Annotated in this window: 10 protein-coding genes; 3 read left to right on the top strand and 7 right to left on the bottom strand. The window is 68.9% G+C overall.

The features are described from left to right. Positions 1 to 3 precede the first annotated feature (3 nt). From AC1DOQ_RS24315 to AC1DOQ_RS24330, 4 genes are all read right to left on the bottom strand, one after another. Positions 4 to 1,692 carry a M14 family zinc carboxypeptidase gene (locus AC1DOQ_RS24315; RefSeq protein ID WP_477370096.1) on the bottom strand — a complete coding sequence of 563 codons (1,689 nt, stop codon included), beginning with the start codon at positions 1,690 to 1,692 and terminating at the stop codon, positions 4 to 6. 41 nt (positions 1,693 to 1,733) lie between these two features. Beyond that, complete coding sequence (locus AC1DOQ_RS24320; RefSeq protein WP_477370100.1) at positions 1,734 to 3,251, bottom strand: sensor histidine kinase; 1,518 nt, start codon at positions 3,249 to 3,251, stop codon at positions 1,734 to 1,736. Further along, a complete protein-coding gene (locus AC1DOQ_RS24325; protein WP_477370103.1) occupies positions 3,248 to 4,138 on the bottom strand; it encodes a hypothetical protein in 891 nt (296 codons plus the stop codon). The genes AC1DOQ_RS24320 and AC1DOQ_RS24325 overlap by 4 nt, the downstream gene beginning before the upstream one ends. Before the next feature lie 128 nt (positions 4,139 to 4,266). After that, positions 4,267 to 4,917: a response regulator transcription factor gene (locus AC1DOQ_RS24330; RefSeq protein WP_477370106.1), complete on the bottom strand. Its 651-nt coding sequence runs from the start codon at positions 4,915 to 4,917 to the stop codon at positions 4,267 to 4,269. Between the two features lie 195 nt (positions 4,918 to 5,112). On the opposite strand from AC1DOQ_RS24330, the gene AC1DOQ_RS24335 reads away from it, so the two are divergent. The 3 genes from AC1DOQ_RS24335 (at position 5,113) to AC1DOQ_RS24345 (ending at position 9,908) form a co-directional block, all read left to right on the top strand. After that, positions 5,113 to 5,796, top strand: a complete 684-nt coding sequence (locus tag AC1DOQ_RS24335; protein WP_477370109.1) for an energy transducer TonB — start codon at positions 5,113 to 5,115, stop codon at positions 5,794 to 5,796. 73 nt (positions 5,797 to 5,869) lie between these two features. Then, a complete protein-coding gene (locus AC1DOQ_RS24340; protein WP_477370112.1) occupies positions 5,870 to 8,218 on the top strand; it encodes a M28 family peptidase in 2,349 nt (782 codons plus the stop codon). A 52-nt stretch (positions 8,219 to 8,270) separates the two neighbouring features. Further along, entirely contained in the window at positions 8,271 to 9,908 is a 1,638-nt protein-coding gene (locus AC1DOQ_RS24345) for a M28 family peptidase (RefSeq protein ID WP_477370115.1), read from the top strand. Between the two features lie 60 nt (positions 9,909 to 9,968). On the opposite strand, the gene AC1DOQ_RS24350 is transcribed toward AC1DOQ_RS24345, so the two are convergent. From AC1DOQ_RS24350 to sodC, 3 genes are all read right to left on the bottom strand, one after another. After that, on the bottom strand, positions 9,969 to 10,985 hold the full coding sequence (locus tag AC1DOQ_RS24350) for a helix-turn-helix transcriptional regulator (protein ID WP_477370118.1): 1,017 nt from the start codon (positions 10,983 to 10,985) through the stop codon (positions 9,969 to 9,971). Positions 10,986 to 11,134: 149 nt separating this feature from the next. Then, complete coding sequence (locus AC1DOQ_RS24355; protein WP_477370122.1) at positions 11,135 to 13,786, bottom strand: hybrid sensor histidine kinase/response regulator; 2,652 nt, start codon at positions 13,784 to 13,786, stop codon at positions 11,135 to 11,137. Positions 13,787 to 13,962: 176 nt separating this feature from the next. Beyond that, entirely contained in the window at positions 13,963 to 14,547 is a 585-nt protein-coding gene (sodC, locus tag AC1DOQ_RS24360; protein WP_477370125.1) for a superoxide dismutase [Cu-Zn] SodC, read from the bottom strand. Between the last annotated feature and the right edge of the window lie 20 nt (positions 14,548 to 14,567).

Genomic DNA, 14,567 nt, shown 5'->3' on the forward strand with positions numbered 1-14,567 from the left:
GCTTCAGTCGATCATGAACACCGGGTAGCGGCGCCATTCCGGCTCGCGGTAGCGCGCGCAGTGGGCGAAGATGAAGTCCAGCACCGCGTACTGGTCGGACAGCTTTTGCGGGTTCAGCTCTTTCCACTCCGCGAACTTGGCGGCCAGCTCCGGCTCGTCGCGCAGCAGCTTCTCGGCTTCGTCCTCGAACACGTAGTCCGAATATGCTTCCTTCTTCTCCAGCACGCTGTTGAAGAAGCCCCAGCGGAAGAAGCTGTCATGGCCCAGCGGCTCCAGCATCTCGACCGCGTAGCGCGCATTGTCCTGGTCCAGCGGCACGATGTAGTCGCCGGCCCGGACGGTGACGGTGGCGCAGCGGCGTTCGAGCTGCACGTCGTCGTGGAACATGTGGCCTTCGTAGGCATGCGGGCGCGAGCCGACCGACTTGATGTGGTAGCAGGCAAGTTCCTGCACGCGCTCGGCCTCGACGCGCTCCATGCGCACGCCGTTCCACTGCAGGCGTTCGATCACTTCGCGCCACTGCTGCGGCACCACGTAGGCGCGCGGCGCCCACACGACGACGTCGGCCGGGAAGCGGTTGAAGTAAGGGATGTCCTTCTCATACGGCGCGCTGCGGTCGTACCACAGGCGCTGGTAGTCGCCCAGCACGCTCTGCTTGTACTTCGCGGCGTAGCCCTTGAAGCGGAAGCTGGACGGATTGGCCTCGTCCATCGCCCAGTGGATCGGCCACTCGCGTCGGCTGCGGCCCTCATCCTTGGCGGCGCGGCGCAGCTGCACGATTTTGTCGCCATTCGCGACGGTGAAGCCGAGCGCCGTCTCCACCAGCGCGCGCATCGAGTGATAGCGGTCGGCGAAGGGCTTCAGCATGTGGGTCTCGGGCATGAAGCCGATCGTATGGTGCAGGGCCGCGTAGCCGGTCGAGAAGCGCGGCGTCTCCAGGAAGTCGGCGATGCCGTCGTCCGGGCTGTCCTTGACCGGATTCACGTAGGGGCAGGTCGGCCAGCCGCGCTTGTCCATCTCGGCGAACATCGCCGGCAGCATGGTGTCGCGCAGGAAGTCGCCCAGCTCTCCGCCCAGCTTGTCGGCCTGGGTCTGGATCAGGGTCATGGTGTAGCTGTAGTCGGCGCCGTTCGAGGTGTGGGTGTCGACCATCACGTCCGGATCCCAGGCCGAGAAGAACTCGTTGAACACGCGTGCGGTGAGGGTATCGCATTTCACGAAGTCGCGGTTCAGGTCGAGGTGGCGGCTGTTGCCGCGGAAGCCGAAGGACTCGGGGCCGTCCTGGTTCACGCGCGAGCTGTCGTTGCGGTTGAAGGCGCCGTCGACGTTGTACAGTGGGATGAAGATGAACACCGTGCGGCCGAGCGCGGCCAGGCGTTCCGGCTCCTGGCAGAAGTCGCGCACCAGCGCCATGCAGGCGTCGACGCCTTCCGGCTCGCCCGGGTGGATGCCGTTATTGTTGAAGAACACCGGACGCTTGTCGCGCTTGATCTCGAAGCGGTCGAACACGCCGTCGGCGGTCACCACGCCGGCGTGGATCGGCACGCCGGCATCCGAGGTGCCGATCTGGCTGAAGCGCAGCACGCGCGGGTAGCGCTTGGCGAGCTCCTCGTACCAGGCGATGCAGTCGGCCCAGGTGGTGGTCTGGTTCTGGTTGCCCTTCTCGAAAGGCGTCTTCAATTCATTGGACATGGTCGTGGCTGTGATGATGATGGTGGGTGATGCGTAGATCGCTAATGTACCTCAGTTGCGCCGCCGGCCGCCTCGTTCAGCGGCAGGGTGATGGCCACCGTCGTGCCGCGGCCCGGCTGGGAGCGCACCAGTATCCTGCCGCCGACCGCGAACACGCGCTCGCGCATGCCGATGATGCCGATGCCTTCCGAGGACACGGCCGGGTCGAAGCCTTCGCCGTCGTCGCCGACCTCGATGTGCAGGGCATCGTCGGCATCCGAGAGGACCAGGCTGACATGGGCGGCCGAGGCATTCGCGTGCTTCATGATGTTCGACAGCGCCTCCTGCACGATGCGGTAGGCGGAGATCGCCAGCTCGTTGTTCAGGCGCGAGAAGTCGCCCTCGGTATGGAATTCGAAATCGATGCCCGAACTGGAGCGGTAATGGCTGACCATCTCCTCGACCGCGCCGTGCAGGCCCAGCATGTCCAGCACTTCCGGACGCAGGCGCCGCACCAGGCGCCGGCCGTTGGCGTACAGGTCCAGCGCCAGCTTGGTGATGGCCTGGGCCTTGGCGCCGATCTGCTCGACTTCCGGTCCGGGCACGGCCTTGCTTGCTAACTGCTGGATGGTCTGCGATTCCAGCCGCACCGCGATCAGGGAGGCGTTCAGCTCGTCGTGGATCTCGACCGCGATGCTCTTGCGTTCGTCCTCGATGATGTTGTTGACCTTCTGGATCAGCTTGCGCTTGTCGGCGTCGGCGCGCAGCGCCTCGTTGCGCGATTCCAGCAGGTCGCGGGTGCGCTCGGCCACCTTGTTCTCGAGGTCCTGCTTGGAACGGTCGAGCGCCACCGACATCTCGCCGATCGAGGCCTGCAGCTCGCCGACTTCGCCGCCGGTGGTGACCGGCAGCTCGACCCGGTAGTCGCCGCCGCGGATCGCGCGCAGCACGGCGATCGCCTCCTGCAGCGGCACCGTCAGGCTGCGTGCCAGGAAATAAGCGAGCAAGCCGCTCGCGACCAGGGCCAGCGCCGCCATCGCCAGCTCGACGCGAAAGCGCCGCAACTGCTTGGCCATCATGCTGGTCGGCGACATCGTCACCCTCACCCGCCCCACCACCTCGGAGGTGAGGGTCGGCGGGCGGGTGTCGCTGGAGGCGGAGACGTGCGGCGTGCCGTTGTCCGAGAACAGGTTGAGCCACACCACCTGCTTGCGGATCGGCGCCTCGAAGGAATGCTGCTCGGCCTGGATCGGATGTTCGGAGACCACGCTGACGGCGTTGCGGCCATTGGTGTCGACCACGTCGATGCGGTAGACGCTGCGGTCCGACTGCACCAGGCCGTTGATGGTCAGGCGCAGGTCGGACAGGTTGCCGGAGATGACGTTGTACTCGCTGGTCTCGGCCAGCGCCCGCGCCAGGATGCGGCCGCGCTCGGCCAGCTCCTCGTCGACCTGGGCGCGGTGCGAATACCAGGAATACCAGACGAAGGAGGAGAACAGCAGCGCCACCGGCAGCATGGTGATGAAGACCATGCGCAGGCCGATGCTCCAGCCGCGCCAAAAGGAAAGGTAGCGCATCATGGGCGGCGCGGCGGCGCCGGCCTGGAGAAGCCGCGCGCCTCGTCGCTGACCGTGAGGTCGAGCGAGCGCGCCACGCCTTCGTTGACGATGGTGCGGAAGTAGCGCGGGAACTGCGGCGGCGCCAGCTCGCCGCCGGACACGTAGGCGCTAGCGATCTCGGCGACCTGGGCGTCGATGTCCTCGATCTCGGAATAGGTGGTGGCCAGCGCGCCGGCCTTCACCATGTCGCTCGAAAAGCCGATCACGCCCTGCTTGTGGCGGTAGGTCGAGAGCAGGATGTTGCGGATGCTCTCGGTGCTGTAGACGCTGCTGTCCGGCAGGGCCAGCAGCACGTCGGTCTGGGCGATCTGGTTCAGCAGGCGGTTGATGTCCTCGCCGCCGGCATCCAGCACCGTCACTTTGTCCGCCTCCAGCGCCGGACGCATGAAACTGCTGCCGGCGCCGAGGATGGCGGCCGCCCGTACCGGCCTGCGGTACAGCAGCGCGGCCAGGCGCAGCTGGTCGCCCGGCGCCGGCTCGGCATAGACGGCGGTGCTGGCAACCGGGTGCGCCCCGCCCTGCGCGGCCTTGGCCATGATGGCGCGGTAGACCTGGCTCGAAGTGAAGGCCGAGATCACCACGCAATCGCAGCGCTTCGACGCCACCTCGCGCAGGGCCGCCGGACCGATCGCCACATACAGCATGCGGCGGCGCTGGGCCAGTTCGGTGCGGAAGGCGGAGAAGATCGGGACCAGGCGTTTGTACAGGTCTTCGGTGATGCGCTGGGTGAGGGCGCTGTCGTCGGCGGTGACGAACTGGAAGCGGAAGCCCTGGGCGGGTTCCTGAAGGGGTTTGGCGGCTTGGGCACTGAAGCTTAGTGCTGCGAGGATGCTGGCTACGAAAGTCAACTTGGCGCCTCGCACAGCGAAGTGCCTGCGCGGGGACGACGAAGTGCAGGCTGCGGTCGCTCCGGCGGCCTGCTGCCTTAAAACGTCGTCCCCGCGCAGGCGGGGACCCAAGTTCCTGTGCATATCCCTTACGGCTCGATCAAACCATGCTTGACAGCCAGCTTGGTGATATACGCCTGCCGATGCACCCCCAGCTTCTCCTTCACCGACTGGCTGATATTGCTGATGGTCTTGGTCGACAGGTTCAATCGCTCGGCGATCTCGTTGTTGGTCAGGCCCTCGGCCATCAGCTTGAAGATCTCCAGGCTGCGCTCGTCCAGCATCGATTGCGGCGAGACGTCGCCGCGCACCGCCAGGCTGGCCAGGCGCTCGGCGATCTGCGGCAGGAAGTACAGCTTGCCGGCGTGGGCGTGGCGCACGGCCTCGGCCAGGTCGGCCGGGTCGCAGTCCTTGGTGACGAAGGCGTGCGCGCCGAGGCGGTAGGTTTCCTTGATCAGGCTGTCCTGGTCGAACTGGCTGAGGAACACGATCTTCGCCTGCGGATCGGCCTTCAGGATGTTCTGGGCGGCGTCCATGCCGGTCAGCTCGGTGCCGAAGCGGATGTCCAGCACCGCCACGTCGGGCTTCTGCTCGGCGTACATCGCCTCCGCCTCGCTGGGCGACTTGGCCTGGCCCACCACTTCCATCCCCTGTGCGCCAAGCGACATGGCGAAACCGGTCATCACGATCGGGTGGTCGTCCGCCAGCATCACGCGGATCGGCTTTTGCTCTTTCTGCATCGTCTTACCATTCTCTGGCATGTGAATGGTGTGATTATTCCACACAAGGACGGTAAGGCCAACGAAGGTATCTGATGAAACAGTTGGAAGTAAATTTACCAAGAATTCGCTTTACACATTGCTAGCACCTAGCATATATTGATTCTACAGCTTAGCCAAACCGCTTCATGTCCGACAACAACAAGGAGGATGGCCATGCATTTCTCTTACTCGAACCATGCGAATGGCAGCAAGGCCGGCAAGTTTGCGCTGGTTGCCGGCCTGCACGTGGCGCTCGGCGTCCTGATCGTCCACAGCCTGGGCACCCGGCATATGGCGCTCTCGATCCTGCCCGAGCAGGTATTGGTGATGCTCGAGCCGGAGCGCCTCGAGCCGCCCCCCACGCCGCCCGATCCGCCGCAGCCCGCGCAGCAGCTGGCGCCGCCGGAAGTCGTGATCCCGAAAGTCGAGGTGGACGTCGCCCCGCCGCCCGATCCGGCGCCGGTGACGGCCACCACCGAAGCCGAGCCCTCGCCGCATCCGTTCACGCCACCGGCGACCGCGCTCGATGCGCCACCCGCCGCGAACGTGAATGCGAACGCGAATGCCAACAGCGGCCAGATACGCACCGCCGTATTCGCCGACGCCAACAGCTGCGCCCTGCCCGATTACCCGGCCAGTGCGGCCCGCAACGGCGACACCGGCACCACCACGCTGGCCCTGCTGGTCGGCACGGACGGCCGCGTGAGTTCGGCGCGCATCCAGCAGTCGAGCGGCTCGCGCGTGCTGGACCGTGCCGCCCTCAACGCGCTCAGCCTGTGCAAGTTCAAGCCGGCCACCAATAACGGTACGCCGGAAGCCGGCTGGGCCCAGATGGCCTATGTCTGGAAGCTGGACTGAGCCTGCCCCGTCAAGCGTCCCTTCGCCCGCCCCCTCCTCAAGGCCTGGCGGGTTTTTTTTGCCTGGAGATGTCATGTCCCGTGAATCCGTCCTGCCCGCCGCCGGGGTCCAGGGCCTGGCCGCCGCATGCCTGCTCGGCGCGCTGCTGGCCTGGCTCGCGCTGGCCCCACGCCACCTGCCGGCGCCGCCCACGATCGCCACGGCGCCGTCGATGCCCGGGTTTTCCGCCATTCGCGCCCAGACCCATGTGCGCGAGCTGGCGGCGGCGCCGCGCCCGGTCGGCAGCCAGGCCAACCAGCAGGCGCGCGACTACCTGCTGGCCCGGCTGCGCGCGCTCGGCCTGGAGCCGGAAGTGCAGACGGAGACGGTGCGGACCGCCTCCTCCGACCTGACCGCCAACGTGCGCGTGACCATGGCCGAGGTCCACAACGTGATCGTCAGGAAGCCGGGGGTGCTGTCCGGCCATGGAGGCCGGCCGGCGGTGCTGGCGGTCGCCCACTACGATTCCGGCAGCGACACCCTGGGGGCGGCCGACGGCGCCGCCTCCAGCGCCGCGCTGCTGGAAACCCTGCGCGTGCTGCAGGCCGGGCCGCCGCTCGACAACGACCTGCTGGTCGTCTTCACCGACGGCGATGCCGGCCAGGCCCTCGGCACGCGCGGCTTCGTGCAGTCGCACCCCTGGGCGCGCCGCGCCAGGGTCGTGCTGCGCTTCGATAATCCGGGCAACCGCGGCGCCCTGCAACTGATTGGCGCCGACCGCGCGGACGCTTCGACGCTGAGCGACTGGGCGGCGGTGGCGCCGGCTCCCCAGGGCTCCTCCTTCATGGGCGAGCTGTACGCCACGCTGCCGCATCACGAGGGCGCGGCCCTGCTGGCCGGTCCCGATCCCGATCACGGGCCGGCGGTCCTGCACTTCGCCACCACCGCCGGACCGCTGGGCGGCGGCGCCTGGGATATCGCCGAACGCCTCGACCGCGCCAGCCTGCGGCACGAGGGCGATACCATGCTGGCCCTGCTGCGCCACTTCGGTGCCGCCACGCTGCCGGAACCCGGCGCGCGCGGCCAGGTCTTCTTCGCCCTGCCCGGCCTCGGCATCCTGCACTACGGCTATGCGATGGTGTGGCCGCTGACCCTGCTCGCCTGCCTGCTGTGCGTGCCTGCCTGCCGCACCGGCATCCGGCGCCAGAACATCGACGTCACCGACATCGTGCAGGGCGTCTTCGGCATGCTCGCGATGGGCGCGCTGGCCACCTTCGCCGCCTGGCTGTGCCGCGAAGCCCTGCCCGGCCTCGCCGAGCGCTACGATGCCGGCCTGCTGGCCGACGGCGCCAGCCTGGCCGCCACCGTGCGCTGGCAACTGCTGGCCTTCACGCTGATCCCGCTGACCGTCTTCATCGCCCTGCAGCGCAGGCTGCAGGCGCGGATCGGCACCGCCGCCGCGCTGCTGGGGGCGATGTGCCTGCTGGCCACGGCGCTGGCCGTCGTCAGCTGGTTCGCGCCGGGCGCCAGCTATGTGCTGGCCTGGCCGCTGCTGGCGGCGCAGGCGGCGTATCTGGTGCTGGGCAGCCGCCGCGCCCGCGCGTGGACGGCGCCGCAGCGGCTGGCCGCGATGCTGCTGGCCGCGGTGCCGGCCGCGCTGCTGATCCTGCCGGCGGCGCGCGACAGCCTGCTGTTCCTGTCGCCGGCCTGGCTGCTGCTGCCCTGTGGCCTGGTGTGCTGCCTGCCGGCCCTGTGCGGCCCGCTGCTGGCCGGGGTCGGCGCGCGCCTGGTGGTGCGCCCCTTGCTGCTGGGCGTGTGCGCCTGCCTGCTGCTGGCCCACCACGGCGGCACGCTGCGGCCGGAGCTGCCGCAGCCGAACCGGCTGCTGTATTTCAAGGACACCCCGAGCTGGCAATCCTTCTGGCTGTATCCACCGGTGCCGCTCGACGACTGGACCCGCAAGATCTTCCCCAACAACCTGCATCCCGACCAGCTGCCCTATCTGTTCCCGCCCGGCTCGCCGTCGGTATGGTCGGCGGCGGCCAGGCGCGACGACAGCATCGCCTGGCCCGACCTGCTGATCGAAAAGGACGTGCGCGGCGGCCCGGTGCGCCACGTGGAGATCCGGCTGCGCTCGAAGAACCGGGCGCCGGCGCTGATGCTGCGCATCGTCGGCGCCGACAGCCTCAAGACCAGCGTCAACGGCCGCGTGCTCACGGCCAGCCGCTACCGCGGGTGGCGGCTCGACCTGCACGGCATGCAGGACCGCGAGCTGCACTTCGCCTTCGACCTGGTCGGCGATCCCTCCTTCCTGGTGTATGTCCAGGAACGCATGCCGGGCCTGCCGGAGCGCGACCTGCCGCCGCGCCCCGACGGCATGCTTCCGCGCCTGCTGCCGCAAACCGCCACCACGGTTTCTTCCGACGTGCTTCTCTTCCGCTAGAATGGCCGAGCTTCGGCTTTGTTAACACCATCCATTCTCGCACCAGGAATCMATGCACAAGATCGTCCGCCCGACCCTCGCCGCCAGCCTGGCGCTGGCCTTTGCAGCCCACGCGGCCAGCCCCGCGAAACCCGCCGGCGCCAACCATGGCGCCACCGTCCAGGAAGCCCCGCTGCGCGCCCACCTGGCCTTCCTGTCCTCGGACGCTCTGGAAGGCCGCGGCACCGGCCAGCGCGGCGGCGAACTGGCCGTCACCTACCTGGAGACCCAGGCGATGGCCGTCGGCCTGCTGCCGGCCAACCAGGGCAGCTACCGCCAGAGCGTCAGGATCGCCGGCGTGAAGGCCCACCCGCAGGACAGCTCGGTGGCCCTGGTCGCGGGCGGCAAGCCGCTGCCGCTGGCCTTCGCGAAGGACTGGGTGTGGGCGCCCGGCGATGCCAAACCGGTGCACGACATGGACGCCGAACTGGTCTTCGTCGGCTACGGCATCACCGCGCCGGAAGAAGGCGGCTGGGACGACTACAAGGGCCTCGACGTCAAGGGCAAGATACTGGTCATGATGGTCAACGACCCGGCGCCGACCAGCGCGGAGCCGGACCGCTTCAATGGCAAGGGCCTGACCTACTACGGCCGCTGGACCTATAAATTCGAGGAAGCCGCGCGCCGCGGCGCCGCCGGCGTCCTGCTGATCCACACCGATGCCTCGGCCTCGTACGGCTGGAGCGTGGTGCAGAACAGCTGGACCGCCGAGCGCTTCCAGCTGGCCGACGCCGACCTCGGCACCGGCCTGCAGGGCTGGATGACGGAGGCCAGCGCGCGCGCCCTGTTCGGCGCCGCCGGCCAGGACCTCGACCAGCTGCGCGCCGCCGCCGAAGACAAGTCCTTCAAGCCGGTCGTGCTGAACGCCCGCGTGCAGGGACAGGCCAAGGCCGCCGTGCGTACCCTGGAACAGTTCAACGTGGCCGGCATCGTGCCGGGTACCGATCCGAAGCTGAAGGACGAACTGGTGATCTACAGCGCGCACTGGGACCACCTGGGCAAGCAGGGCGACAGCGGCGACACGATCTTCAACGGCGCCGTCGACAATGCCTCGGGCAGTGCCGGCCTGCTGGCGATGGCCCAGGAAGCCGTGCGCCATCCGGCCAAGCGCAGCCAGATGTTCCTGTGGGTGGCGGCCGAAGAACAAGGCCTGCTGGGCAGCGCGGCCTATGCGGCGCGCCCGCTCTGGCCCCTGAACAAGACCGCAGCGGCGCTGAACCTGGACAGCCTGAACTTCGTCGCCATGGCCAAGGATATCGGCGTGCAGGGCAGCGAACGCAGCAGCCTGGGGCTGCTTGCGGCCGGCACCGCGAAGGCGATGAACCTGAAGGTGGCTGAAGCGCGTCCGGACCTGGGCGGCGGCTACTTCCGCAGCGACCACTTCAGCTTCGCCAAGGCCGGCGTGCCGGCGTTCTCGGTGGGCGGCGGCCACGACTGGGTGAAGGACAAGGAAGCCAACGACGCCAAGCGCAAGGCCTACGGCCCGCGCTACCACCAGGCCAACGACGAATACGATCCCAACTGGGACCTGTCCGGCATGGTGCAGCAGGCGCAGTACACGCTGAACCTGGGCCGTGCGGTGGCGGACGCGCCCGCGATGCCGACCTGGAAGCCGGGCGACCAGTTCGCGAAAGCCCGCGCCGCCAACTGAGCGGGCCATCGACATGAAAGCACGCCGTCTTCGTGTGCGGGCCAGCTGTCGAAAGCTGGCTTACATGCGGGCGATGGCGGGGCGGAGCTGTTCCAGGAGGCCGGCCTCGGACGAACAGCCGAATTTTTCGTAGACCGCCTTCACGCAGTCGCGCAGCACGGCGTCGCTGACTTCCATATTCGCGCGCGCCGATTCGCGCCCGCCGCCGACGCCCATCCAGAACGCCACCTCGGCCTGCTGCGGCGACAGCTCCACCGAACCGATCGCGCGCCAGATCCGCAGCGGCAGCGGCACCACGAACTTCATGAAGATGCCCACCGTGCGGCTGGCGGCGCCGGCATCGCCGCCCGTGTGCAGGGCCGCGGCGCCGCCCACGCTCATCCACTGGGCGCGCGCCTCGAGGATGCCGCCGGCCATCGCCAGGGTTCCCAGCGGCAGCAGCCAGGGATAGCGGTCGCCGTGCACCACCGACTCCACCAGGCGCATGCAGAACGGCGGCACGGCGCGGCGGTCGAAGCGCTGGCGCTCCTGCGCGGCCAGCTGGTCCAGCAGGCCGCGGGCCGAGTCGCTCAAATACAGGATCTGGCCGTCGCCGGTAGCCAGCAGCATGGCTTCGTCCTCGACCACGCCGGCGCCGCCGGCGCCCAGTTCCGGCGCATTGCGCAGCGCATGCTCGAAATAGCCGGCGACGCGCTGCAGGTCTTCCCGGTCATGATGGTCGAAGGCCGGTCCCTCGGCGCGCCACAGGACGATCTCGCCGCGCCTGCGCCCGCCGCCCTGCAGCGCCGCCTCCAGCACGTGGACGGGCGGCGCGGACGGCGCATCGAAGCCGGCATGGTCGCTGTAAAAATAGCCCTGCGGCGGCGGCAGCACCTGGGCGAAGACGGCATCGCCCTGGCCGGCGCCGGGCGCCGGCTGCGCGGGCAGCTGCGGAAGCAGCGTCAGGTGGGCGCAGGAATTCGGGATGAGCTCGCGCACCAGCCCGAAGGCATCGGGGACGATCGTCATCAGGTCGAGACCCGCATGGCACAGGATGCGCAGGCGGGCCCACTGACGGCTGTTCTTTTTGCGGGACATCACCGAATACTGAGCGGTTGGTAATTAATTGTCAATATGCCACGGCCGGCCCGCTCGGGGGCCCAGGTTTGCATGCGTTACTGCGACGCCGGCTCGACTTGGGTCCCCGCCTGCGCGGGGACGACGAGGTTCGATGCGGGAACGGCGGCTTAAGGAGCAGGAACGACGGCAGGTACGTTCGCCAGGATCTGCCCCAGCTTGGCGATATCGACCGGCTTGACCAGGTGGTGGTCGAAGCCGGCCTGGCGAGAAAGTTCGCGGTCGCGCTCCTGGCCGTAGCCGGTCAGCGCCACGAACACCGCGCCGGCGTGGCCGGGGCGGCGGCGCAGGCGGCGCGCCAGTTCGTAGCCGGTCATGTCGGGCAGGCCGATGTCGAGGATGAAGACTTCGGTGCCCTCCACTTCGGGCGCGCGCAAGGTGGTCGAGGCGTCCTCGTAGACCTGCACATGGTGGCCGTGGGCGCGCAGCAGCACCGCCAGCGAGTGGCCGGCGTCCAGGTTGTCGTCGACGATGGTGACCGAGAGCGGCCGGGTCTCGCCGGCGATGCCGCCCGCGCGCGGCGTCTCGCCGGCCTGCGTCTGCGCGAGGGGCAGCGTGACCGTCATCGTGGTGCCGCGCTGGGGACCGTCGCTGCTGGCGGCCACCGCGCCGTTGTGCATGCGCACGATGCTCTTCACCAGCGCCAGGCCGATGCCGAGACCGCCCTGCGAGCGGTCGGGCGCGCGGTCGGCCTGGGTGAACAGGTCGAAGATGTGGGGCAGCAGCTGGGCGTCGATGCCGCTGCCGTTGTCGCGCACGCTCACCTCGGCCGAGGTCCCGGCGCCGGCGACGGACAGCGTGATCCGGCCGCCGGCCGGCGTGTACTTGGCCGAGTTGTTGAGCAGGTTGACCAGCACCTGGATCAGGCGGGTGCGGTCGCCTTCGACCGGCACCTGCTCGGGCGGCAGGTCGACCGTCAGCGCATGGCCGCGCTCCTCGATGTGCGGGCGCGCCTGTTCGACGGCGGCCATCGCCACCTTGTTCAGGTCGAGCACCTCGTTCTCCAGCTTGACCAGGCCGCGGGTCACGCGCGAGACGTCCAGCAGGTCGTCGACCAGTTCCTTCATGTGGCGCACCTGGCGCGAGATGATGTTGCTGGCCTTCAGGCGCAGGCCCTCGTTCGCTTCCGGCAGGCGCAGCAGCTGGGCGGCGTTGGTGATCGGCGCCAGCGGATTGCGCAGTTCGTGCGCCAGCATCGCCAGGAACTCGTCCTTCATCTTGTTGTGGCGCTCGGCCTCGGCGCGTGCGGCGCGCTCGCTGGCCAGCAGGCTTTCGCGCTCCTGGGCCGCCTTTTGCGCCATGTCGTACAGGCGCGCGTTGTCGATCGCGATCGCGGCCTGGCCGGCGAAGGTGCCGATCAGCTCCTCGGTGCGCGCGCTGAACATGCCCGGCGCCGAATGGCCGAAGAACAGCCCGCCGATCACCTCGCCCGAGCGCGACACCACCGACGCCGCCAGGTAGCTGCGCACCGGCAGGTGGCCGGGCGGCATGCCGTGGTGCGGCCCCATCGAGCCGTAGCGCGGATCCCTGGTGATGTCGTCGCTGCGGATCGGCGCGCTGCCGTAGAAGGTCGGGCCGAACACCTTGGTGGGACGCGGCTGGCCGAAGTTCTGGAAGGCCTCGCGCGGCGCTCCGCTCAGGGTGTAGAGCAGATAGGCGTCGCCGTTGCCGTCGGTGCCGTTGTGGAAGAAGGCGCCGAATTCGGCGCCGGTCAGCTGGGTGGCGGCGTCGGTAATCGCCTGCATCAGGGTTTCGAGGTCGAGGGTCGAGGCCAGCTGCCCGGTGGCGTCCTTCATCAGCGCCAGCAGGCGGCTCTCTTCGCGCAGCGCCTGCTCGGTCCGGATGCGGCGCAAGGCATCCGCGATCCGGTGCGCGCTGTCGTCGATCAGCTCGACGTCGGCGGTTTCCCAGCTCTGTGCGGTGGGCGCATGCAGCGCCAGCACGGCTTGCAGGCGCCCTTCGTCCATCAGCGGCACCACCAGGCCGGCGGCAATGCCCTGCGCCAGCCAGGCTTCAGGGCCGGCAATGTCCGGCTCGGCGGCGACGTCCGGCACGCACACGATCTCGCCGCGCAGCAGCTGGGCCTCGCGCCCGAACGCGAGCATCCCGAGCGGCACCGCGCGTCCCGGCTCGCCGTCCGGCGCGCCGTTGCGCCACTGCTCGCGGATCACCGCCGCCTGCGCCGCATGGTCGACCGTCGCGAAAATCGTCACCGCGCCGGCCGCGTGGCCGCTCACCTGGCGGGCGGCGGCCTGCAGCAGCGGACCGGTTTCGGTTTCGCGGCGCAGGATGTCGGCCAGCGCCAGCTGGAAGGCATGGCGGCGCTCGGCCCGCACGCCGCCGGTGGTTTCGACGAAGGCGGCCAGCACGCCGCCGACCCGGCCGGCATCGTCGTAGACCGGGCTGTACGAATAATGGAACCAGCAGGTTTCGGGATAGCCGAAACGGGTGACCGTCAGGGCCAGCTTGTCGGAGCCGATCGACTCCCCGCGCCAGGCGCGCCCCCAGCGCTCGGCCATCACCGGCCAGATGTCGGCCCAGGTGACGCGCGCGTCCTGGCCCAGGGCCGTGTCCTGCTTGTTGCCGAGGGAAGGCAGGTAGGCGTCGTTGAAGAACTGGATCTGGCTTTCGCCCCAGGCCAGGCACATCGGCAGCCGGCAGTCGAGCAGGGTGCGCACCGACAGCTTGAGGCTGAAAGGCCAGGAGGCGACCGGGCCGACGGGTGTGCTTTCCCAGGGATGGCGCCGCATCCGCAGTTCCATCTCACTCACGTTCGGTGGCGACGTATCGCCGGATGCGGCAGGGTCGAAAGGCCAGGACATAGGTATTCGTCAGCAAAGCCGAGCCGGAGGGTCGGCTCGCTGGCTCATCATAGCAGGCATTGTTAAATCAATGCATACAAGTAATGAACAATTTTTACATTACCGTGGCCGGAGATTCACTGGATGACGCCGCAGGCGATGCGCTCGCCCCCGCCGCCCAGCGGCTGCGGCTTGTCGGCATAGTTGTCGCCGCCCGCGTGGATCATCAGCGCCTTGCCCTTGACGTCGGCCAGCCTGGTGAGATGCGGCGCCGTCACCGACACGGTGGCGCGGCCGTCTCCGCCGACCACCAGCGGCGGCAGGTCGCCCAGGTGGCCGTTGCCGGTGGGGCCGAGGTGCTGCTTGCTGCCGTGCGGGTCGTAATGTCCGCCGGCGGCGCCCGCCGCCACCTTCTTCCCGTCTTTTTCATTGACGCCGCAGCTGCCGTTTTCGTGCACGTGATAGCCGTGCGGGCCAGCCGGCAGGTCGGTCAGCGCCGGCGTGAATACCAGGCCGTTCGGCGATTCCGTGATCGTCACCGTGCCGATCATCTTGCCGGTGCCGCCGGCGGTCACCAAGGTCATCGGGGCTTGCAGCTTGTCGCCGGAGGACGCCGGCGTCGGCGCCGTCGGCGGCACGGAGGTCTGTGCGCTGGCGCAGCCGATGGCGGTTGCGGCGAGGGTGCAGGCCAGCAGGGCGGTCCTGGTATTCGTGTTCTTCATTACCGTCTCCTTTCAGGTGT

Source organism: Massilia sp. 01N417, assembly GCF_056399645.1.